The organism is Bacillus sp. KNSH39, from assembly GCF_052656585.1.
Window position 1 is genome coordinate 2,408,626 of the sequence record NZ_JBQXYO010000001.1, and the last position, 21,953, is coordinate 2,430,578.

Sequence of the window (21,953 nt, forward strand, 5' to 3'; positions counted from 1 at the left end):
TCTATCTATAAAAAGCGTAAGAGCCCATTTACGCTCTTACGCTTTTTTTACTTTTTATTTCTCTGGGTTTAATTGACGAAGCTCTTGTTTAATTTCTGTTTTTGCTTTTGTCTTCTCATCAATTTCTTTAATTACACGTGCTGGAGTACCTGCAACAACTGTGTATGGAGGCACATCTTCTGTTACAACAGCTCCCGCTGCTACAACTGCACCTTTACCTACTGTAACACCCTCTAAAACAACTACATTTGCACCGATTACTACATCATCTTCAACGATAACTGGTTTTGCAGAAGGTGGCTCAATAACACCTGCAAGTACAGCACCTGCACCTACGTGACAGTTTTTACCGACTGTTGCACGTCCACCAAGTACTGCGTTCATGTCGATCATAGAACCTTCACCAATTACAGCACCAATGTTAATTGTTGCATTCATCATAATTACAGCGTTGTCACCAATTTCAACATGGTCACGAATAATAGCACCTGGCTCGATGCGAGCTTTAATACCTTTTAAATCAAGCATTGGGATTGCAGAATTACGACGATCGTTTTCTACAACGTAGTCAACGATGTGCTTATTATTCTCATCAAGAATTGTCTTAATTTCAGACCATTCTCCGAATAATACACCTGATTTTTTATTCACAAATGCTTGTACTGTTTCAGGGAATGTTACTTCTTTTAAATCCCCTTTTATGTATACCTTTACAGGAGTTTTCTTTTCACTTTTTTGAATAAACGAAATAATTTCGTTAGCGTCCATCATTTTCATTCTTGTTGCCTCCTAAATCCATTTATAATGTTACTCTACCAAACGAAAGAGCGAGTAGCAAGATAATAATCTTATTTTCCCCTTTGAATTTCTTCTATAATTTCTAAAAATGCTTGTACTTGCTTCAACTGCCTTGCCGAGTCACTTGTTAACAACCATGTTTCTCTCGTCAGTTGAACAGGTGTTTTATACATATTTTCCTGTACTTCCTTTAAAACAGTAGAAGGTAAAAGGGCATAACCTATACCATTTAAAACAAGTTGTTTACATGTTTCAATTTGGTCAACTACAATCGTTCGCTTAGGCGGATTAGAAAATAAACCATACCACCAATTTTGTATTTGTCCATAATAAGTCGAGTCACTTTTAAATTGAATGAACGGCCTATTTGTTTCTTTTAACATCGAAATATCTTTTATTTCTTTATCAACTAAATACAGTTCATCTTCAAATAATTGTTGCTTCTGACCTTTATATTCTTGTGTTCCCCTCAGTATAGCAACATGCACGTCTCCTTCATAAAACTGCTTTTGCACTTCACTACTCCATCCAGTAAACAGCGATATCTTTACAGAAGGATATTTATGCACAAACTTTTTCAAAACAGGAGGGAGCCAATATTGACCAATAACTGATGCAACAGCTATTTTTAACGTTCCATGAGTTTCCGTTCTGAAAACAGCCAGCTCACTTTTTATATCTTCTTCCCTTTGCAACATTTCTTTGGCATAATTTGCAACTTTTTCCCCTTCAGGTGTAATTGTCAATCCTTTTTGTGAGCGAATAAAAAACTTCATTCCCCATTGTTTCTCCATAGATTGTAATCGTTGACTCAGCGCAGGTTGGGAAACAAATAAACGTTCCGCCGCTTTTCTCATATTTGATTCCTGAGCTAACACAACCATCATTTGAAAATCATCAATTTGCAACTTTCTCCCTCTTTCCTTAGCTTCCATACACCTTATTTCAATAAGCTTTTCATCCTTAATTTACCCGAATGCTTTCATTCAGAAAATACAATTGTCCAGCACAAACTTTCCTTATGTTTTATGTCTTTTTAAATATAATACATACACAAGTGATATGCACGAAAAAAAAGTGACTTCTTCGTTTCTATGAAGTCACTTTTTTCACTTTATCGATTATGTTGCCTTACTTTCTTATTCAACAATTTTAAAATAGCCCGACGTGTTAAAATCCCCTCAAAATAGCCTTCTTCATTAACAGCGCAAATAAAAGGATGATCAATTGTCATTTCTAAAGCCTTTGCAAATGAATCGTCTAATTTAAGAACAGGTATATCTTCTTTCATCACCTGCTCTACTTTCATATCATCGAGCCTTTCAAACTCAATACGTTCTAATCCTAACATACCATCTAATATCATGGCAGTACTAATCAAACCATGTAGTTTATACATTGGATCTAAGACAGGTATCGCTGAATATCCAGATTTTACAAGAACGAGTAAAGCATGTTCTAAACTATTTCCAATTTGGACATGAGCTACTTTTTCCGATGAAATCATTAAATCCTTCACAAGAATTTGTTGAAATTCGTCTTTCGGAATACTAATCATATTACATCCCCCATTTTCCCTTTTTCCTGCTTATGTTCACAACTCTATTCACATTTTATGACAGCGTTTTCATATTATTATTTTGTCCTAAATTTATTTCAATAAAAATACAATCACACAGCTATTTTAGCATACCGCACAAAAAAAAGACTACCATTCCGGTAGCGCTTAATACCCTTTATTTTTTAATCTGTAAAATAACCTTGTGATTTTTTTATATTGCATCACATCTGTCTGTTTCAAACCATTCTCAATATCTGTAAGTTCCACAGCTAAAATTTCACTTGCGTAATTTTGCTGAAATAAAATATCTAGTAGTAAACTTTCTTCTTCCTTCGTTAAAACAACTTCCCTTTGCATATACCCCTCTCCTTACACTCGCATCGTTACTCTTATTATATAAAAAATTCAACCTATTTAATAGATGTAATATTCAGTTTTCGTTTAAAGATATGTAACAATCGTACACATACAAAAAAATCATTTCGTATATCGATTTGCATAGCTAAACGCCGCATAAGCATCCGGCTTAATTTTTGCAGTTAATCCCATCGCTCGAATTTTTTCTGTCATATCTAAAATAAATTCTTTTGTTAAGCCATCATTCCCAATGTCTAAATGAATTTCCATTATGAATCCAGCCCCATCTTGAGCATAAGGATGCAATAACTCCCATATTGTTTGTATATGAGTAGGCGTAAATAGACATGCGATTTCTTGACTAAACTGCGTTTCTAAATATATTTTCTCACGTAAGGTCGCTGGCTTATCTTTTACTGATTTATGGTGTAAACAACCCCAGGCACCTTTTCCAACACGATGAATATGGATTGCTGTAATAAACCTCGTATCCTTTTGATGCGCTTGCGAGTCTGTCCCAATGGATAATCGATACAAATTTCGCGGATCCTTTTCAATGAAACTACAAATACGGTTAAAGACCATATCAAAATTTAAATGTCTCTCTGAAACATTGTAAAATTTATGTGCACCGTCCACAGAGTCACGTCCTTTCAATTAGACAGACTTTTCGTATTCTCATTGTATGGGACAAAAACTAAAATTATAACTTCCTATCCTTTATTCGTTTCAATATTTCGAATTACAAAGTGACAAACTTGGCACGTATAAATTACATTTTGATTAGATTGAGCCGTTAATACATGAATAATCTCAGCAGAACTTTGACAATTAGGACAAATCACAACTGGTAAACGTTCCATACGATAACCTCCTAGTTATATTTCTCCCGCTATTTGCAAAACCCAGCGATAGTGAGAAGTTTAGCTTCACATATTCACCCGGTTGACGGGACTAATTATCCACATGGATAAGCAAACTTGCACGGATTAAATTTTCATTTTAATACCATTGTAGGAAAAATAAAAAACTTCTATACATTATGCTAGAAAGTAATAGAACTAAAAAAGGTACTGCCATGTGGCAGTACCTTTTTTATATGTATCAAGAAATGATATCGTAAATCTCAATTGCAACCATGTCGATATTATCGAATTGATATACTTGAGGTTTTTCACCTTGTTGATACACTTCTAACTCATACATTTCACTTTTATCGAAAAATTTCACGCTACATTTGCGCTCACCGTTCACTTCAAAATAGCGTTGTGCTACTTCACCGCTTTCAGCTTGTTCTTGTAGACTAACAAGTCGAGTTAAAATTCCTTGGAGTAGAGACATGAAATCTCTCCTTTCTCTGATCTTCCTACCAATAGGTTTTACAGCTATACTCATTCTATCCGTCATAACAGAAAAAATGTTCCACACTCTAGGATAAAGGTTATTGGCCAGAAACTCAACTAAAAATTTGTCGAAATGCGAAGGAAAAAACAGAAAGAACATATTTCTCCTTCATTATTGCGGTTTTTATACTGGAAGAATATAATAAAAAACAGAAAAAAGGAGGAATTACAATGAAAAAAATTGAGGTTTATACACAACCCGATTGTCCGCCATGTGTTATTGTAAAAGAATTTTTGAAGCATAATAACGTTGCATATGAAGAATTTGACGTAAAAAAAGACGCTGCTGCTCGCAATCGTCTTTTAAACGACTATGATTCCTATTCAACTCCAACAGTCGTAATTGATGGCGAAGTAGTTGCAGGTTTTCAAATTGAAAAGTTACAACAACTACTCAATATAGAATAGGAATAGGAATAGGTAAATACCTATTCCTATTCTTATCCCGCTGTTTGTAGGTAGTAAAACTCCCACTAATTAAAAGTTTCACTTTATAATTGTTGCAACCTTTTTATTTCAGTTAAAAGTTCCTGACTTTCATGATATCCTGCTAACTTCCATTTATCTTGATCCCTTTTCAATGTTACAATTTGATATTGTCCACTTTTTGTCCGCTCGTATACATATAAATTTTTATGTTCTTCATCATACGACATTTTCGTTTCTGAATTAAAAGAAAACGGTGCTTCTTTTGCCGGAAGTAAATATTCACCACTTTGTTTATCACTTCTGCTATTTTCATCTGTAAATACTTGAAGGAAATTATCTGTAAAATACGGTGATAACGTCTCTATCATCTTATTCATCGGCAAATGCTTCCCACGAATTGAAAACTGGGTTTCATAGCCTTTTTGTATCGTTGTAAATACTTCTTTCCGATCGACTTCCACTTCCTCTTTTCCTAAAACAGTCGTAACACTATAACCAACTAGAAAGGCAACACATACAAATAGAACAAGCCATATTCCATATTTCCTCATTTTTTCACCTTCCTTTTAAAAGAACTTGTCTTTGTAGTATTCATTGTAACAATGATTATGCAAAGAAAGGACAGATTTCGTTCGTAAAATCTTTACAACGATAGACAGCATTTTCATCACCATTTTCACTATTACCAATTTATGATAAAAACAAACAAAAAATGCACGAATCTCTTCGTGCATTAAAATAAAACATCTTCTTCATATAAATATTCATAAGATAAATCTATAAATAAAAAGTTGTCATCATCAATCGGGAAAGAAAATGTTCGTACCATTTCTCCCGTTTCAATATCTGCATATAAATCTGAAAGCCTCGCCTTATTCTCAAAACGCATTTTCATTATATTCTCGAGAAAATACGGGCGCCAGCTCCAGTTCTTCATATAATAATCCGGCATCACAATCCATTCTCCATCTTTTTTCATAACATTTCCTGATTGTTGGAAACCATCTTCATTACAAATAAATATACGAAAACTACACTGTGATACACTTTGACTAAATTGTAATAACCAATCATTTATATCTTCATTCTTTTTTTGTTTTGATAAAACATCGCCAATGCGATCGCGTAACATCTCTGTTAAATTATAAATTTTTTGTAACTTCTTCTTTTCATGCTGAATAAACTGATGACATTCATTACCTAGTCGCTCTTTCAAAACATTCGTTTCAATAAAATCAGGTAAACATTCTTTTAAATAATTACCTTGATAATATCTTCCGCCGTTCTTCCAAGCATATTGCAGTTGATAAAAAGCATCTATTTCTTCATATAATAAAGTTGCACCAATTCTTCTAGCAAGTAATGATAAAGAATATAAAATATCTTGATAAGATTGTAAAAGTGCTGTTTGCCTTAAGTTCGTTAAATCTACTTTTAAAATATCAGGTGCTAACACGCTAATACGCTCTAAATTACTTGTACCCGTTCCTACTTTATTAATCGAAATTTGAATACCATATGTACGATAATACATAAGCAAATGATTAAATTGCTCTATATCTTCTTTACATTCATGCTCTGTAATCTCTAAAACAATTTGTTTTAAATTTAAACCTTGTTCTTCATACCTCAATAAAAGTTGAAGCAAGCTTTCATCATCATCATTCATTAATACATTAGCATTCCGATGTATAAATAATAATAATTTTTGATCGCTTTCTAAATAACGATTTAAAGCTTTTTCTACTATAATATTATCCGCTTCCAATTGAAATTCACTTGGAATCGAATCATCGTGAAAGAAAGAAGCTAAACTTTGTATGCCCTCTTCTGTTTGAATACGTCCTACTACTTCATATCCAATTACAGTATGCTCATCAGCACTAAAAATAGCTTGATAATAAGGAAGGACTTTATCCAAGTTACTCATTACATCTAATGCATCTATCAACGTGCTTCCCTCCCTTTACTTTTCAAAAATTATAACATGATATTTACGGAAAAATAATAAAAAATCCCTTCAGTTTTCCTGAAGGGATTAGAGGGGTAAAATGCTAAGGGGAATTAGCAATTCTACTATGAAGAAAAAAGAGGTCTTAAATATAACGTATATATGACCTCTTGTAAACACTTTTCTTTCATATGTCACAATTCCGTCACATTTAACCGTAAAAAAATGAATCAAACATTCATTTTTTTATCCCTTTTAAAATGGATATTGATGTAAATGTTGTCCTCCATCCATTGTCATGCAAGTTCCATTTATGTACGCAGCTTCATCTGAGCATAAATAATAAGCTAGACCAGCGATTTCTTCTGGCGTACCCAGCCTTCCAAGCGGAACACTTTGTATCGTACGCTTAGCCATTTCTTCTGAAATCCATAATTTATCAGCACCGCCCGTACGTTCAATTGGTCCTGGAGCGATAGCGTTAACTCGTATTCCATATTTACGTCCCCACTCAACAGCGAGCGTCTTCGTCATCGCTAATACTCCTGCCTTCGCTGCAGCCGAATGAATAACTCCTGGACCTGCATCCCATGCATATGTTGCTACCATGTTAATGATATTCCCTTTTATACCTTTTTCAATCCAATATTTTCCGACAGCATGGCTACAGTAAAATGTACCGTTTAATACAATATTAATGACCGAATTCCAGCCATTCACGGATAAATCTTCTGCTGGACAAATAAAGTTTCCAGCTGCATTATTTATTAAAACATCAATTCGACCAAACTTCTCATCAATCTGTTCAATCATTTTCTGAATGTCATCCGTATTTCTTACATCCATTTGTACAGGTAATACTTGCCCTGGAAATTGTTCAATTTCCAACTTTGTTTCCTCTAGTTTTTCTTTTGTACGTCCTGTAATAACAACTCGTGCCCCTTCTTTTGCAAAGCGAGTCGCCATTCCTTTTCCCATTCCACTCGATCCACCTGTTATAATAACTACCTTTTCTTTCACATACATCCCCTCCAAAAAAATGAATACACATTCATTTTATCACTTTATTTAATAGAAATCTTTATATTTTTAAACTTTTCTGATATTTTAATGTAAAGAACTTTCTTTTTATTCATTTTTTTCGTAATCTATACTAATTTTTTATTATGTAAAGTATATTTTTAAATAAACTGAAAGGAGATTTGAGTAGCCTGTAAATGGAATAAAAACATTGAGGTATACTCATATTTTTATGACGCACATTACAAGAAGAAATTTTTTAAAAATTGGTATGCGTACTTGTCTCTATTCATTTATAACCAGTGGCATCGGATACTACTATGCTAAATATATAGAACCCCATTTCATTTCTTTTACACAGCACACATTAAAATCACAACTCATCCCAAAAAGTTTTCATGGTATGAAAATTCTTCAATTCAGCGATTTACATCTCGGATACTATTTCTCGCTTCAACATTTATCTCAAGTTGTTTCTAAAATTAATGCTGTAAATCCAGATATTGTCCTTTTTACCGGAGATCTCATTGATAATTATCAAACGTATACTGACACTCCTTTTGTCGCGTCCATTTTAAAAAATATACAAGCCCCCTTCGGTAAATTCGCTATTTATGGTAACCATGATCACGGTGGATATGGAACTGAATACTATGAGCACATCATGCGTGAATCAGGATTTGAACTATTGCTAAATAGTAAAAAAAGAATTCGTCTAATGGATAATAGTGAAATTTCTATTTTCGGTCTCGATGATATACTACTAGGCAAACCAAAAATAGAGAAAACATTACAACATGCACGGCAAAATACTTATAACATCGTTCTTGTTCACGAGCCAGATATCGCGCCGCAAATTTCCAAATATCCAATCAACTTGCAACTTTCTGGTCATAGCCATGGCGGACAAGTACAAATTCCTTTTTTAGGGGCTATTATTACACCATCACTCGCCAAAGACTATATTGAAGGCTTCTATACGATGCAGGATTTAACTCTCTATGTCAATCGAGGCCTCGGAAGAACACGTGTCCCATTTCGTTTCATGTCAAAACCTGAAATCACAATTTTCACACTCCAACATTCGTAATAATTCGCCTATTTTCTTACATATCCTTTCTTGTACGCGCTCATCCATGTTTCGTTTACCATATGATAAAAGTGAGTCCAATAAAGGAGGTATGTTCATGTATCCATATTATCAACCAATTCCAGTCCGTTCAGCACCTATTGGTCCAGTAGGCGACTCACGCTTCTTCCCGTTTTTTGGCGTTCCCTTTCTAGCTGGAATTGCTGGTGGATTACTCGGCGGAGCATTAGCTTTCGGCCCTCGACCATTTTATCCACCTTATCCACCACCTTTCCCGCCGCCAGCACCTTATCCTTGTTACGGTGGACCATGTCAGCAACCCTACTATTACTAGGTTAAAGTAACGATTCTTTCAAATATTATTCTCTCAACGAGCCATCTCATTACACGCTTATAATAAAACTATTGTTTCTACTCATCCTTCCATTTTTGGAGCATATGAGTAGAAAAAAGTAAAAACCTCTTATGGACATAAGAGGTTTTTACTTTTTTTCATTATTCAGCGTCTGTATTTTGATACGCCATCTTAAACAACTTCACTTGGCTATCAATTTCTTCTGTACTACCATTAATAACATAATAGTAATCACCATCTTTATTTTGTTCACGTGTTTTCACATTATCAGCTAATGTAAGCTGTAAAATCGCCTTAATTCGTGCCTTCATTTCAATATCTAATATCGGGAAAGATATTTCCACTCGCTTCTCCATATTTCGCGTCATCAAATCAGCTGAAGATAAATATATTTTCTCCTCCCCATTATGATGGAAATAATAAATACGGCTATGTTCTAAATATCTTCCAACAACACTAACTACACGAATATTTTCACTTACATTTGGAATACCAGGTCGTAGGCAACATGTTCCTCGAACAATGAGCTCTACCTTTACTCCAGCTTGTGATGCTTCGTACATTTTTTTTATTAACGGTTTATCTGTTAATGAATTCATCTTAGCGATAATATATCCATTTCCATATTGCCTATGATAACGGATTTCTTCATCTATTAAATCCATAAATTGCTCTCTTATATCAAATGGAGCAACCGATAAATGATGAAAATGTGGCTTTGTTGTATAACCACTTAAATAATTAAAGAAATTGGTTGCATCGACCCCAAAATCTTTTCTTGATGTAATATATCCAAAATCAGTATATAACTTCGCTGTTGCATCATTATAGTTCCCAGTTCCGAGATGTACGAACCTTTCGATTTTTCCGTTTTTTCTCCTTACAACTAGCGTAATTTTACTATGTGTTTTCAAGTGACTGACACCGTAAATAACATGACAGCCTGCCTGTTCCAATTCTTTAGCCCAGTGAACATTGTTTTCTTCATCAAACCTTGCCTTTAATTCAACTAATACCGTCACTTGTTTTCCCTTTTCAGCCGCTATCTTTAACGCCTGAATAATCGGTGAATCACCACTTACACGATATAACGTTTGTTTAATCGCAAGTACATTCGGATCGTCTGCCGCATCACGGACAAAATCAACTACCGGCTGAAATGATTCAAAAGGATGATGTAATAAAATATCATGCTCAATTGCTTTTTCAAATACATCTTCTTCATCACCTAAATCTTGAGGCGGTTGCGGAATAAGAGCTGGATATACAAGATGTTCATATAAAGGAGCTAGTTTTTTATATAAAGAAAACAAACATGTTAAATCTAATGGGCCATCCATTATATATACATCTTCATCTTTTACTTCCAGAACCTCATATAATAACGCTAATACTCTTTCATCAATGTGTTCTTTCCCAACTTCTAAACGTACAGCAGCCCCCCACTTACGCTTTTTTAATTCTTTTTCAATTACCTTTAATAAATCTCTCGCACCTTCTTCATGAATCGTTAAATCTGCATTGCGTGTAATACGGAAACGAGTAACAGATGATACTGTATATCCCGTAAATAATTTATGAGTAAAGCTACTAATTACGTCTTCTAATAAAATAAATTTATGCTTTTGCCCTTCACTCGGTAAAATTATGAAGCGCTCAAGTAATGAAGGAACTTGCACAATCCCTAACTTCGTCCTGTTTTCTTCTTCTGCTTGCTTCTCATCATATAAAAGAGTAGCCAAATTCAAACTTTTGTTTAATAACATTGGAAATGGGCGATATGCATCAATAGCTACAGGAGTTAACACCGGAAAAATTTGCTCGTCAAAATACTCTTCTATAAATTCTCGCTGCTCTTTCGTCAAATCATTGAATGTTAAACGTTCAATTCCCTCTAACTCAAGCGCTGGTAATACATAATTTTTAAATGTATCATATTGTACTGTCATTAGTGCATGGGCTTTTATCGCAATTTTATTTAATTGCTTTTTCGGTGTTAAGCCAGCTTTATTTTCTGGTTGATTAAATCCAGCACTCACTTGATCCTTTAATCCCGCTACACGTACCATAAAAAATTCATCTAAATTCGAACTAAAAATACTAATAAATTTCAATCTTTCCAAAAGTGGATTATTTGCATCTTGCGCTTCTTGTAAGACACGTTCATTAAATGCTAACCAACTTAACTCTCGATTATTGTAATAAGCTGTATCATTTAAATTTACTGCATTCCCCTTCAATAATTCCATTCTCTTCACACTTCCCCTTGAAACTTTTTTACTATAATTTAGTTAATTTCATTTTATCAAATTACAATATTACAAAGTGTAAATTTTTCGTAAAGACATCCGTACAACCCTAATGTTTTAGTTCAAATAATAAATTAATATTCGTTTTTAATACTCTTTCTAACTGTTTTTTTTGTTTTTCAGCTTGTACTTTTTCTGCTAATGCCGATTGTTCACATAAAACTTTAAACGTTAATCCCTCTTCGCTTTCTGTTATAGATATGGTATCAATAAGCGATCGTTGCCTTACATTTAAAGTAGCTGAAAATTGTAAAACAGCTCCTAACAGGCGGATTTTTTTTTGTTCGCTTTTATCAAACCAACCTTCAAATGGAGATAAATGTTGTTTAAATAACATTTTTGATTTATACGATGCAATAAGCGCTAGCCTTACTCGATCTTTATGCATCATGCCATCAATTGTCTTATTCGCTAATAAATAAAACGTATGTAAACGGCTTGCTTCTTCGTCTATATATTTGCCTATATTAAATACTTTCGCAGCTTGATGGAACACTTCCCAGTCTTTTACTGACATAGAAATAAGCCCTATTTCCTCAAGTTGTTTGCAAATTAGTCTTCCATGTTTAATAAGTTGAATAACAAATTCCATGTCCATTTCGTATTCATGTGATAGTAAATGCAAACTTTCTTCAACTACGTTCGGATAATATGAAATCCCCAAATCTTTTGTCAACTCTTCATAGAAAACACCTTCTCTTAACCCTTTTCTACTTAATACAAATGCCGGTGCCTCTATAACATGAACAAGTGTATGAAATACTTCAACCGCTGGAATAATCGTATCTGCTCGATCTTTTGCTAATCCTTCCAATTTCTGAAGTTCTATGAACGACAATTTTTCCAATTCCTCTTTTACACTTTCAACATCTTCTTCTTTCATCTTGTATAAATGTAATCCTGCTATAGGATAACATATTAAATTTTGATGGATTTTTACTAAGTTCCTAGCACTACCACCAATTGCAATAAGAGGCAATTTCTTATTGATTAACCATGGTAACGTTCGAAATTGAAACTCTAAATACTGTTGCATTCCCTCTAACTCATCTTTAGTAGGAATATCACCTTTAATAAATTGTTGCTTTAAAGAAAGTGCCCCAAAAGGAAAACTATGGTACTCTAAAATCTCTCTATTTCTAAAGTATGTAACTTCCGTACTTCCCCCACCAATATCTACCGTTATTCCTTCTGAAAACGATGTAGAATTCATAACCGCCAGGTATCCGTAACGCGCTTCCTCATACTCTGATAATACTCTAAGAGTAAAGTCCGTTTGTCCTTCAACAAGCTTTTTAATTTCCTCTTGATTCTCCGACTGTCTAATTGTTGCTGTTGCAACACAAAGTACATGATGCAACTGATGGAATCTTGTACTTTCTTGAAATTGAAATAATGTCTGTAATAATACTTCTATTCCCTCTTCATTCAATACACCATCAATTAAGTAATTCCTTAACCTAGCAACAACTTTCGTATTTTCAATCTCTTTATAAAAACCTCCATTTTGCTTTTCATAAATAACTAAACGCATTGTATTAGATCCAATATCTATAATGGCATACTGTTGTTTTAATATTTCTTTCAAACTTCTCACTCTTTCATTATCAAATTTCAAAAACATATTCTATTACTATTATACAAAATAGTTGTTTTTTGTAACAATATTGCTTTAATATTGAAAATATATACAATCACTTTTTGCGTATAATAAATACCTATTTTATTTATGGTATAATAATGAAAAATTGAAAGGAGATTCAATATGAAACCTTCACAACCACAATCTCAATTACAAAACCAACATTCTATTAATCGACTAGCTCAATCTATTTTCGTTGTGAATCGTCATGCTAAAGCAGCTACTAATCCTAAATATTTATACTGGTTAAAAAAGACAGCTTTAGAACGTTTGATTGCTGAAAAAAAAGCAATTAAAGAAGGATTGCATTTTTCTAGAAACCCACGTTTTAGCCAACAACAATCTGATGTCCTTATACGTTTAGGCGATTATTTTTTCCACATCCCTCCTACGAAAGAAGATTTTCGAATTCTACCGCATCTTGGTCATCTTGAATCCTCCTATCGAAATCCGAAAACAACCTTATCTTTAACAGTAGCAAAAAAAACACTTCAAGATTATATTGGTCCTGAAGCATTAAAACAAGAAAAAAAATTAAGTGAGCCTGTTCCATGGTATAGTCGTACTTATACAAAAAAATAAAACAGTTTGGCCAAGTGTAGGCCAAACTGTTTTATTTTTTCTCTTCTTTAATTTTAATATTTGCTTGTTTATAAAAAGCTACTTTTTCTGTATTATAAGACTTTGTAAATTCATTAAATTTATCTTTTTCTGACTCAATATCCTTATAAGATTGATTTACTACTTTTACTTTTTCACTAATATCTTTTAATTTAGTACCTTTATCTTGTAACATTGTATATAACTCTTTTTCTTGTTTTAAAGATTTGTTATAGCTGTCATACATTTTATTAAATGAATCGTGGCGTTTCTCATACGTGCTTTTCACTTTATCAGCTTGATCTTTCAATTTCTTATCTTCAATTTTCTTCACATACTTATCAGCTGACTTCACTTCTTCTTGCGCTTTATTTAAAACTTCTTTTTCTTTTGTAAGCACTTTTTCTCGTTCAGTTGTATTTTTCACTGCTTGATTCAGTTTTTCTTTAACAGTTTGATTATTATCTTTTCCTTCTTGAACAATCTGGTTATATAATTCTTGTCCTTCTTTCTCTAAAGTCTCAAGTTTTTTTGCATCTTCAAACATTGTTTTTTCTTGTTTAGCAGCGTTTTCAAACGCTACATATAATTCTTCTTCTGGTTTCGGACCGAAACAACCGGCTAATAAAATCATTGATAATGTAGTTACAATTGCTAATTTACTATATTTCAACATCTCTTCCTCCTACTTATAAACGACCATCGTGTAATATAAAAAAGTTATAAAATATGTAATTGTTCTATACACTCGCATCTTTTTTACGAAGATCATTAATATTGTTTGTACAAATTATTACTTGATATTACATTATTCTTTTTGAATTATTTAGCAATTCCATATCCATCTTTAAGTATACTACTTCGTGTTTTTTAAGGCCTGTTCACACTATGTATTACTTTAATATCCACGGAATTTCACCTCAGTCTTAATAAGACTATAATAGTTCACCTGATAAAAGGTGATCGCTCCGCTCTCACGTCTATCATTCCCTTTCCAGCTTTCTATCAATTAATCTCTTTGTTCATTTTACACAGTACAATCGATATCTCGCAACAACTTACAAATATTCTTTTCATTTCCTAAAAAGGAAAAGTGTAGAGCTTGCTTTCCTCTACACTTTTAAAATAAAACACACTGTGCAAATTGCATTGGCACTACCATCATAATTATATGCTTATTTCATATATTTTTAAAGACTTTTATTACAAACGTGGCGTTTTTTTGTAATAAAAGTCAAAAAAATGTTACAAATAAAACATCTTCCTATCATATATCTTCAAATCAAAGCTTCACTCATTTTCTTGCAAATTTCTATACTGGTACAATTGATTTTGCGACTTTCTCAACAGTTCTTCAAACGTTTTTCCTTCTACTGGATAGCTAGCTGCTCCAAATAAAAGAGTGACACTGAGTAAATCACCTTCTATTTCACTTTCAATATTTTTCATTAATCGTTTTGTTATTGTTGATGTTTCATGACCATTATCAATTGCTACAATAACGTACTTATTTTCATCCCACTTTGTAACAACATCGCCCTTCCGAATTGTCTTTACAATGGTACTCTCTAATTTTTGTACTAACACTCCCAACTTTTTTTCTTGCAACGTGTCTTTTAACCCTTCCCATTCTTTTACAGAAAGAATGTACACTGTAATATTACGAGAATCTCTTTCAGATAAAGCAGCTACTTTCCCAAAAAAATCAACAACAAAATCATTGCTTGCCATTCCTCCTACTTCCATACCCATACGCTCGTTTGTTCTTTTATCGTACCAATGTCCAAAATAATAACTTAGTATCATTTGCAATATATAAATAATAAAGACGGTATAAAATGATCGTGAATCCAGTTTTGCAATTACATCCTGAAGTGCAATCCATTCTGTAACTGCCACAGTATTGCCAAGCAATAATCCACTAATTTTCCCTTTATGTTTCATACTTTTCCCCCTTTTATACCAATATATGTTTCTATATCAATAATGTTTTTCTACAAAATAAAAAATGTACATATGCAATGTACATTTCTGCTTAAGCTTGTATACCTTTTCTACTCTATTTCATATATATAATATATAACTTTTATAGAAAGGAGTAATCTATATGCTACAAAAAGAGAATCTATCAGATGCTATGCGTTTGCTAGCTGGTTTTCTATTATCATTAAAATTATTATTTACCTCTTTCGGGATACACTTTATTACAAACGATCAAATCGACGCTATTGTTAATATTGTTTCATTTTTATTTATTCTATACTTTGGCTACAAAAATAACTATGTAGGAAAAAAAGGAATGGAGCAAAAGAAAATACTCAAAAAACACAACCTTCACTAAAAAAGGAACCTTTTGTACAGGTTCCTTTTTATCATTGACGCACAACAACTTCATTTGTTTGCAGTGGGCCATATGATATCTCTTTATCTTGAAATGTATATGTAGCCTGAAAGAATGTTTGTTTAAGAGCTTTATCTTTATTAGCTTTTATTTTACAACGTAGTTCCACCTTCTCATTCGGTAACAAATCATCAATTCGCCATCTAACAAGCTGGAATAAAAACTCACTTATCCCCTTATCAACTTTTAAAGAATTAGGAATATAAGCAAAGTAATCTCGAATCATATGACTTACAACAACTCTCGAAATCATTTCTACCCCTTTATTTTCCACTTCAATTCTCATAATAAGTATGTCGTTTACATCGTAGGTCAATTCATACGAAAATTGTTCTGTATACATACTACCAATTTGTAATGTAACGGCTACTTGAGGAAATTCGTTTTCCTTTTTCGATCCGTCAATCCACAATACTGGTTGTAGCGGTATTGAATACTTTCCTGTATCCGAAATTCGTCCCCATATTTTCATAATATATATTCACCTCATTTCAGATGTAACATACACACAATGAATTCCCCAAATTCCTAAAGCTTGCTACAAGCAATGTTTAATATTTCTCTTCCTTTTATCCTATTCGACAATATGAAGAAAAAACCATTTTTCATCTATTAACAGAAGGTGTTCTTTATGAAATTTTTTTACAATTTACTTCATTCCCTTCATAGCAATATTCGTATGGCTCACTCGTTCTCTACTCATACGAAAGAATATTTTGACGGAAGAAAAAATTTGCCTTATAGTCAAATTTGACTATAATATTCTTTATGGCATATCAGTGCACTTATGGAAAAGAAATTAACATCAACTATACATTTAAATTTTTTATCCACTGCACTCAAAATTTAATATAGTTTACTTATTTCTAAAGGAGGGTTATATTTGGAAACTCAACCATTAAAAAAAGAAGCCAACAAGACAAAATTTGTTGTTGCTGGTTTACTGCTTGGTATATTAATGGCCGCAATGGATAATACAATCGTTGCAACCGCAATGGCAACAATCGTTGGAGACCTGGGAGGATTTGATAAGTTTGTTTGGGTCACATCAGCTTATATGGTAGCAACAATGGCAGGGATGCCTATCTTCGGGAAACTTTCTGATATGTACGGGCGGAAACGTTTTTATATTGGTGGCCTCATTCTTTTCTTATTCGGTTCTGCGCTCTGCGGAACAGCTTCAAGCATTGAGCAATTAAGTATTTATAGAGCTATTCAAGGGATCGGTGGTGGTGCCCTTATGCCTATCGCCTTCACAATTATGTACGATATCTTCCCACCAGAAAAACGCGGGAAGATGACAGGACTATTCGGTGCTGTTTTCGGGACATCTAGTGTATTCGGTCCTTTATTAGGTGCTTATATTACAGACTATATAAGTTGGCATTGGGTCTTCTATATCAATATTCCATTAGGACTTATCTCCTTTTTCTTCATTACTAAATACTACAGTGAGTCTCTAGAATTTAGAAAACAAAAAATTGATTGGGCTGGTGCTATTACACTTGTCATAAGTATCGTTTGCTTAATGTTCGCATTAGAACTTGGTGGTAAGGAATATGCCTGGAATTCTACTGTAATTATTGGCTTATTTACAACAGTAGTTATTACGCTTATTATTTTCTTCTTTGTAGAACGAAAAGCAACCGAGCCTATTATTTCATTCCATCTATTTAAAAAACCTTTATTCGCAGCTAGTCAAGGAGTTGCCTTTTTCTATGGTGCCGCTTTCATTATCTGTACAGTTTATATTCCAATCTTCATTCAAGGCGTCCTTGGAGGTTCTGCCTCTAATGCTGGATTAATTTTAACACCAATGATGGTTGGTTCTGTAATTGGAAGTCAAACGGGAGGACAATTAGCTTCTCGAACAAGCTATCGTAACATTATGATGGTATCTGGTGTCTTCTTCGTTCTTGGTATTTATTTATTAAGTACTTTAACAATGGACACACCTCGTTTACTCGTAACACTATTTATGATTCTCGCTGGGCTTGGTGTTGGTTTCTCATTCTCAGTATTAAGCATGTCTTCTATTCACAAGTTGGAAATGCGGGACCGTGGTTCGGCGACATCAACAAACTCATTCTTCCGATCACTCGGTATGACTCTTGGTGTAACGATTTTTGGTACAATTCAAAATCATATTTTTACAGATAAACTAAACTCTGTATTCCCCCCTGAACTAGCAAAATTAGCTCTAAAAGGCGGAGACACAAGTTTCTTATTATCACCAGGCGCTACCGCAAAAATTCCTGCTGAAATATTAGCGGGTATTAAGGAAGCTCTCGCTACATCTATTGCGAACACATTCTTCTGGGCACTCATCCCGGCTGTACTAAGTATTATTTGTATTTTACTTATGGGAAATGAACGCCTCTTTACAGGCCCTAAAAAGAAAGAAAAACAAAAGCAAGTTAGTTAATATAAAAAAGAAGCGGCATATCCCTTTATGAAAAAGGATATGCCGTTTATAATATGTATAAAGTGAAACTTTAATCAGTGGGGGGATGTTCATCCCCCACTGATTATTAGCCCACACCAATCGGGCTTTTACGGGCAGTTAATCCCCACCTAACTTCTTTGCTTCCGCTGAATTTTTGGGTGGGGATCTTACTGGATAAAGTTTTTATATACAGGAGTTGAGACAGCATGAGCATGAAATTAGTCATTCTCGGCTTGCTACTCGAAGGAGATAAACATCCATATGAAGTGCAGCATATTATGAAAGAACGACAAATGGATTGTTACATTAAATATGCTAAAGGATCACTTTATTACGCCTTCGAGCAATTAGAAAAGCAAGGGGCAATTCATATTACAAGTGTAATTAGAGACACAAATCGACCTGACAAAACGATTTTTCATATAACAGAAGAAGGCAAAAAACTATTCCACACTTTACTATTAAAACAATTCGAAGCCAAAAACCAAATATATAAACCTATTTATTCAGCCTTATCTTTCGCTCACTTTAGCAATGATCACGAATTAGTTCCTATTTTAGAAAAAAAGAAAAACGATACTCTTCAATATTTACATACTATGCAAACGATATATGATTGTAATAAAGGAAAGGTTCCACGTGCACAACTATATATTTTGCAAAGTGTAATTGAGCATATTACAGTTGAATTACAATGGCTAAACACCCTCCTTAAAGATGCTATAGCAGGCCGACTTTCAGAAGTTGCTATAGATGAAGATTGAGCTATGAAAGAAGACATCCCTACTTCTTTCATAGCTCAATTTCTCTTTTCATACTGTAATATTATTCGTTACTCCAGAATACAAAAAGTCAGAATACTAAGAAATAAAAACTTTAGAATTTTCTTATTTTAAAACAGTAGACAAAATTCCAAAAATTATGTTAAAATTTGTTTCAATATCATATCGCTTGTTAAATTCCTTTCAAAAGGAAAATAGGTACACGAAAGTTTTGTTTCGTGTTTAAAAGGGAAGCTTGGTGAAACTCCAACACGGTCCCGCCACTGTAAATGCTGAGATTTCTTTTTGGTGCCACTGTGAAAACGGGAAGGTAAAAGAAATTATATGAAGCATAAGTCAGGAGACCTGCCTGTTTTAACAACACTGATAGATTCACGGATGATGATGAGGTGTTAAAACAAAAAGGAAGGCTTATTTTCTATGTCTTTGTACTTTTTGTTATAGGTATTTCCTAGTAAACGGAAATGCTTACTTTCAATTAGGGAGGAATTTAAAATGGCAATTCAAACAAGTAACTTAGGTTATCCACGTATCGGACTACAACGAGAGTGGAAAAAAACATTGGAAGCTTTTTGGTCCAATAAAATCGATGAAGAACAATTTTTAACAACAATGAAAGAAATTCGCCTTCAACACGTAAAAGTACAGCAAGAAAAAGGGATTGAACTCATTCCAATTGGCGACTTTACATATTATGATCACGTTTTGGATACTGCCTATATGCTAGGATTTATTCCATCACGTTTTTCTGAGTTTACATCTTACCTTGATGTATATTTCGCAATGGCGCGTGGCTCTAAAGATCACGTAGCTTCCGAAATGACAAAATGGTTTAACACAAACTATCACTATATCGTTCCTGAATATGAAGAGGGATTACAAATCTCTTTAAAAGATAATCGTCCACTTCGCTTATACGAAGAGGCAAAACAAGAATTAGGAGTAGATGGAAAGCCTGTTATTTTAGGACCATATACTTTCTTAAAATTAGCTAAAGGCTATACACAAGAACAATTTCCTACCATTTTAAAACAGTTAGTTGCACCTTACGTACAACTGCTTTCAGAACTACATGCAGCTGGTGCACCAGCCATTCAAGTTGATGAACCGATTTTCGCTTCTTTAACTAAAAAAGAAGTTCAACAAGCAAAAGAAATTTATGAAGCTATTCGTAAAGAGGTTCCAAATGCGACTCTTCTTTTACAAACATATTTTGATAGCGTAGAAGAAAACTATGAAGAAATTATTACATTCCCGGTATCCGGTATTGGATTAGATTTCATTCATGGTAAAGAAGGTAATCTAAATGCTATTTCAAAATATGGATTCCCAGCTGATAAAACTTTAGCTGTCGGTTGTATAGATGGCCGTAACATTTGGAGAGCTGACCTTGATGAAGTTCTTGAGTTATTTACAACGTTACAAAAACAAGTCCAAACGAAAGATATCATCGTTCAGCCTTCTTGTAGCTTATTGCATACACCAATCGATAAAACAGAAGAAACTCACTTATCGACTGAGCTGTTTGATGCGTTAGCATTTGCAAATCAAAAATTAGAAGAATTAGTTCTTATTCATTCCGCTCTCACTCAAGGTACAGAAAGCATTAGTAATGAGCTGGAAACATATCGAAACGTACATCATACAATTCGTTCATCTGCTGCACGTAACCGAGAAGATGTCAAAGCAGCACGAACAGCACTAAAAGAAGAAGATTTTTCACGTCCTCTTCCATTTGAAAAACGATACGAATTACAACAAGTTGCTCTAGAGTTACCGCTATTACCAACAACGACTATTGGTAGCTTCCCGCAAACAACTGAAGTTCGTCAAACGCGAAAAGAATGGCGTAACGGTGTTATTTCAAATGAACAATATGAACAATTTATTGAAAAAGAGACAGAAAAATGGATTCGTTACCAAGAAGAAATTGGGCTTGATGTCCTTGTACATGGTGAATTTGAAAGAACTGACATGGTCGAATATTTTGGTGAGCGCCTTGCTGGTTTCTCATTCACTAAAAACGGTTGGGTACAATCATACGGTTCCCGCTGCGTAAAACCACCTGTTATTTATGGTGATGTAGCCTTTATTAACGGCATGACTATTAAGGAAACAGTTTATGCGCAAAGCTTAACAGAGAAAGTTGTAAAAGGAATGTTAACCGGACCTGTTACAATTTTAAATTGGTCCTTCGTTCGAAATGATATTCCAAGAAAAGAAGTTTCGTATCAAATTGCACTAGCTCTTCGTCACGAAATTGAACTACTTGAATCTTCCGGAATTAGAGTAATCCAAGTCGATGAGCCCGCACTTCGTGAAGGAATGCCACTAAAAGAAAAAGATTGGGATGCTTATATTACATGGGCAGTACAATCCTTCCTTTTAGCAACTTCTTCTGTAGCAAATGAAACACAAATTCATACTCATATGTGTTACAGTAACTTCGAAGATATTGTTGACGCGATTCGCGCATTAGATGCAGATGTAATTTCTATCGAAACATCAAGAAGTCACGGAGAATTTATTGATACATTAAAACATACAACATATGAAAAAGGCATCGGCCTAGGTGTATATGATATTCATAGCCCACGTGTACCGAGTAAAGATGAAATGTATAAAATCGTAGAACAATCTTTAGAAGTATGTGATCCTAAATATTTCTGGATTAATCCTGATTGTGGTTTAAAAACGAGAAGAACAGAAGAAGTTATTCCAGCTTTAGAACATATGGTGCAAGCAGCGAAAGATGCTCGTTCCCTTTTAAAAACAAACGCATAACAAAAATGGGTTATCCTTTTCTCAG

Annotated in this window: 23 protein-coding genes and 1 riboswitch; of the genes, 8 read left to right on the forward strand and 15 right to left on the reverse strand. The window is 33.8% G+C overall.

What is annotated here, in order from left to right; genetic code table 11:
- Positions 1-54: 54 nt before the first annotated feature.
- From dapD to ACUL40_RS12125, 7 genes are all read right to left on the reverse strand, one after another.
- On the reverse strand, positions 55-777 hold the full coding sequence (gene dapD, locus ACUL40_RS12095; RefSeq protein WP_000783241.1) for a 2,3,4,5-tetrahydropyridine-2,6-dicarboxylate N-acetyltransferase: 723 nt from the start codon (positions 775-777) through the stop codon (positions 55-57).
- Between the two features lie 71 nt (positions 778-848).
- A complete protein-coding gene (locus ACUL40_RS12100) occupies positions 849-1,733 on the reverse strand; it encodes a LysR family transcriptional regulator (RefSeq protein ID WP_002026259.1) in 885 nt (294 codons plus the stop codon).
- Positions 1,734-1,912: 179 nt separating this feature from the next.
- Positions 1,913-2,356: a cyclic-di-AMP-binding protein CbpB gene (cbpB, locus tag ACUL40_RS12105; protein WP_000623579.1), complete on the reverse strand. Its 444-nt coding sequence runs from the start codon at positions 2,354-2,356 to the stop codon at positions 1,913-1,915.
- 168 nt (positions 2,357-2,524) lie between these two features.
- Entirely contained in the window at positions 2,525-2,716 is a 192-nt protein-coding gene (gene abbA / locus ACUL40_RS12110) for an antirepressor AbbA (protein WP_001188692.1), read from the reverse strand.
- 120 nt (positions 2,717-2,836) lie between these two features.
- On the reverse strand, positions 2,837-3,355 hold the full coding sequence (locus ACUL40_RS12115) for a ribonuclease H-like YkuK family protein (protein WP_000348488.1): 519 nt from the start codon (positions 3,353-3,355) through the stop codon (positions 2,837-2,839).
- A gap of 74 nt (positions 3,356-3,429) precedes the next feature.
- A complete protein-coding gene (locus ACUL40_RS12120; RefSeq protein WP_000440540.1) occupies positions 3,430-3,579 on the reverse strand; it encodes a hypothetical protein in 150 nt (49 codons plus the stop codon).
- 241 nt (positions 3,580-3,820) lie between these two features.
- A complete protein-coding gene (locus tag ACUL40_RS12125) occupies positions 3,821-4,057 on the reverse strand; it encodes a YkuJ family protein (protein ID WP_000055151.1) in 237 nt (78 codons plus the stop codon).
- Between the two features lie 233 nt (positions 4,058-4,290).
- Between ACUL40_RS12125 and ACUL40_RS12130 the strand changes: the two genes are divergently transcribed.
- Positions 4,291-4,527 carry a glutaredoxin family protein gene (locus ACUL40_RS12130; RefSeq protein ID WP_000717873.1) on the forward strand — a complete coding sequence of 79 codons (237 nt, stop codon included), beginning with the start codon at positions 4,291-4,293 and terminating at the stop codon, positions 4,525-4,527.
- A gap of 83 nt (positions 4,528-4,610) precedes the next feature.
- Here ACUL40_RS12130 and ACUL40_RS12135 read toward each other — a convergent pair whose 3' ends face one another.
- The 3 genes from ACUL40_RS12135 to fadH form a co-directional block, all read right to left on the reverse strand.
- Positions 4,611-5,099 carry a DUF3993 domain-containing protein gene (locus ACUL40_RS12135; protein WP_001233804.1) on the reverse strand — a complete coding sequence of 163 codons (489 nt, stop codon included), beginning with the start codon at positions 5,097-5,099 and terminating at the stop codon, positions 4,611-4,613.
- 182 nt (positions 5,100-5,281) lie between these two features.
- Complete coding sequence (locus ACUL40_RS12140) at positions 5,282-6,499, reverse strand: EAL domain-containing protein (protein WP_000564306.1); 1,218 nt, start codon at positions 6,497-6,499, stop codon at positions 5,282-5,284.
- Between the two features lie 255 nt (positions 6,500-6,754).
- Positions 6,755-7,519, reverse strand: coding sequence for a 2,4-dienoyl-CoA reductase (gene fadH, locus ACUL40_RS12145; protein WP_000660913.1), 765 nt, complete (start codon positions 7,517-7,519; stop codon positions 6,755-6,757).
- 232 nt (positions 7,520-7,751) lie between these two features.
- Between fadH and ACUL40_RS12150 the strand changes: the two genes are divergently transcribed.
- Positions 7,752-8,609 (forward strand): metallophosphoesterase, encoded by an 858-nt coding sequence (locus ACUL40_RS12150; RefSeq protein ID WP_002026257.1) that lies wholly within the window; start codon positions 7,752-7,754, stop codon positions 8,607-8,609.
- 97 nt (positions 8,610-8,706) lie between these two features.
- Complete coding sequence (locus tag ACUL40_RS12155) at positions 8,707-8,943, forward strand: hypothetical protein (protein WP_000283738.1); 237 nt, start codon at positions 8,707-8,709, stop codon at positions 8,941-8,943.
- Positions 8,944-9,104: 161 nt separating this feature from the next.
- Here ACUL40_RS12155 and ACUL40_RS12160 read toward each other — a convergent pair whose 3' ends face one another.
- The gene (locus ACUL40_RS12160; RefSeq protein ID WP_000421680.1) at positions 9,105-11,213 is read right to left on the reverse strand and encodes a polyphosphate kinase; all 2,109 of its coding nucleotides are present in this window, start codon (positions 11,211-11,213) and stop codon (positions 9,105-9,107) included.
- Positions 11,214-11,322: 109 nt separating this feature from the next.
- Entirely contained in the window at positions 11,323-12,897 is a 1,575-nt protein-coding gene (locus ACUL40_RS12165) for a Ppx/GppA family phosphatase (RefSeq protein WP_002198132.1), read from the reverse strand.
- 141 nt (positions 12,898-13,038) lie between these two features.
- Between ACUL40_RS12165 and ACUL40_RS12170 the strand changes: the two genes are divergently transcribed.
- Positions 13,039-13,497 carry a YkyB family protein gene (locus tag ACUL40_RS12170; protein ID WP_000804864.1) on the forward strand — a complete coding sequence of 153 codons (459 nt, stop codon included), beginning with the start codon at positions 13,039-13,041 and terminating at the stop codon, positions 13,495-13,497.
- Between the two features lie 31 nt (positions 13,498-13,528).
- Here ACUL40_RS12170 and ACUL40_RS12175 read toward each other — a convergent pair whose 3' ends face one another.
- Both ACUL40_RS12175 and ACUL40_RS12180 read right to left on the reverse strand, forming a co-directional pair.
- The gene (locus ACUL40_RS12175) at positions 13,529-14,191 is read right to left on the reverse strand and encodes a YkyA family protein (RefSeq protein WP_000922498.1); all 663 of its coding nucleotides are present in this window, start codon (positions 14,189-14,191) and stop codon (positions 13,529-13,531) included.
- A gap of 614 nt (positions 14,192-14,805) precedes the next feature.
- Complete coding sequence (locus ACUL40_RS12180; RefSeq protein WP_000680820.1) at positions 14,806-15,459, reverse strand: diguanylate cyclase domain-containing protein; 654 nt, start codon at positions 15,457-15,459, stop codon at positions 14,806-14,808.
- A 163-nt stretch (positions 15,460-15,622) separates the two neighbouring features.
- Here ACUL40_RS12180 and ACUL40_RS12185 point away from each other — a divergent pair, with 163 nt between their 5' ends.
- Positions 15,623-15,856, forward strand: a complete 234-nt coding sequence (locus tag ACUL40_RS12185) for an SPP1 phage holin family protein (protein WP_098515972.1) — start codon at positions 15,623-15,625, stop codon at positions 15,854-15,856.
- Positions 15,857-15,887: 31 nt separating this feature from the next.
- On the opposite strand, the gene ACUL40_RS12190 is transcribed toward ACUL40_RS12185, so the two are convergent.
- Positions 15,888-16,388 (reverse strand): hypothetical protein, encoded by a 501-nt coding sequence (locus ACUL40_RS12190; RefSeq protein ID WP_000708120.1) that lies wholly within the window; start codon positions 16,386-16,388, stop codon positions 15,888-15,890.
- Positions 16,389-16,799: 411 nt separating this feature from the next.
- Between ACUL40_RS12190 and ACUL40_RS12195 the strand changes: the two genes are divergently transcribed.
- The 3 genes from ACUL40_RS12195 (at position 16,800) to metE (ending at position 21,928) form a co-directional block, all read left to right on the forward strand.
- The gene (locus tag ACUL40_RS12195) at positions 16,800-18,341 is read left to right on the forward strand and encodes an MDR family MFS transporter (protein ID WP_000449911.1); all 1,542 of its coding nucleotides are present in this window, start codon (positions 16,800-16,802) and stop codon (positions 18,339-18,341) included.
- 227 nt (positions 18,342-18,568) lie between these two features.
- Complete coding sequence (locus ACUL40_RS12200; protein WP_000062067.1) at positions 18,569-19,126, forward strand: PadR family transcriptional regulator; 558 nt, start codon at positions 18,569-18,571, stop codon at positions 19,124-19,126.
- A gap of 197 nt (positions 19,127-19,323) precedes the next feature.
- Positions 19,324-19,511: riboswitch (cobalamin riboswitch) on the forward strand.
- A gap of 128 nt (positions 19,512-19,639) precedes the next feature.
- On the forward strand, positions 19,640-21,928 hold the full coding sequence (gene metE / locus ACUL40_RS12205) for a 5-methyltetrahydropteroyltriglutamate--homocysteine S-methyltransferase (RefSeq protein WP_001007608.1): 2,289 nt from the start codon (positions 19,640-19,642) through the stop codon (positions 21,926-21,928).
- The last annotated feature ends 25 nt before the right edge of the window (positions 21,929-21,953 follow it).

Coding starts and splice junctions, on each gene's coding strand:
- ACUL40_RS12180 (WP_000680820.1), bottom strand. CDS start 15,459: ATGAAACATAAAGGGAAAATTAGTGGATTATTGCTTGGCAATACTGTG.
- ACUL40_RS12135 (WP_001233804.1), bottom strand. CDS start 5,099: ATGAGGAAATATGGAATATGGCTTGTTCTATTTGTATGTGTTGCCTTT.
- ACUL40_RS12160 (WP_000421680.1), bottom strand. CDS start 11,213: ATGGAATTATTGAAGGGGAATGCAGTAAATTTAAATGATACAGCTTAT.
- metE (WP_001007608.1), top strand. CDS start 19,640: ATGGCAATTCAAACAAGTAACTTAGGTTATCCACGTATCGGACTACAA.
- ACUL40_RS12190 (WP_000708120.1), bottom strand. CDS start 16,388: ATGAAAATATGGGGACGAATTTCGGATACAGGAAAGTATTCAATACCG.
- ACUL40_RS12175 (WP_000922498.1), bottom strand. CDS start 14,191: ATGTTGAAATATAGTAAATTAGCAATTGTAACTACATTATCAATGATT.
- ACUL40_RS12150 (WP_002026257.1), top strand. CDS start 7,752: ATGACGCACATTACAAGAAGAAATTTTTTAAAAATTGGTATGCGTACT.
- ACUL40_RS12185 (WP_098515972.1), top strand. CDS start 15,623: ATGCTACAAAAAGAGAATCTATCAGATGCTATGCGTTTGCTAGCTGGT.
- ACUL40_RS12165 (WP_002198132.1), bottom strand. CDS start 12,897: ATGTTTTTGAAATTTGATAATGAAAGAGTGAGAAGTTTGAAAGAAATA.
- ACUL40_RS12120 (WP_000440540.1), bottom strand. CDS start 3,579: ATGGAACGTTTACCAGTTGTGATTTGTCCTAATTGTCAAAGTTCTGCT.
- ACUL40_RS12130 (WP_000717873.1), top strand. CDS start 4,291: ATGAAAAAAATTGAGGTTTATACACAACCCGATTGTCCGCCATGTGTT.
- ACUL40_RS12100 (WP_002026259.1), bottom strand. CDS start 1,733: ATGGAAGCTAAGGAAAGAGGGAGAAAGTTGCAAATTGATGATTTTCAA.
- cbpB (WP_000623579.1), bottom strand. CDS start 2,356: ATGATTAGTATTCCGAAAGACGAATTTCAACAAATTCTTGTGAAGGAT.
- dapD (WP_000783241.1), bottom strand. CDS start 777: ATGAAAATGATGGACGCTAACGAAATTATTTCGTTTATTCAAAAAAGT.
- abbA (WP_001188692.1), bottom strand. CDS start 2,716: ATGCAAAGGGAAGTTGTTTTAACGAAGGAAGAAGAAAGTTTACTACTA.
- ACUL40_RS12170 (WP_000804864.1), top strand. CDS start 13,039: ATGAAACCTTCACAACCACAATCTCAATTACAAAACCAACATTCTATT.
- ACUL40_RS12125 (WP_000055151.1), bottom strand. CDS start 4,057: ATGTCTCTACTCCAAGGAATTTTAACTCGACTTGTTAGTCTACAAGAA.
- ACUL40_RS12200 (WP_000062067.1), top strand. CDS start 18,569: ATGAGCATGAAATTAGTCATTCTCGGCTTGCTACTCGAAGGAGATAAA.
- ACUL40_RS12155 (WP_000283738.1), top strand. CDS start 8,707: ATGTATCCATATTATCAACCAATTCCAGTCCGTTCAGCACCTATTGGT.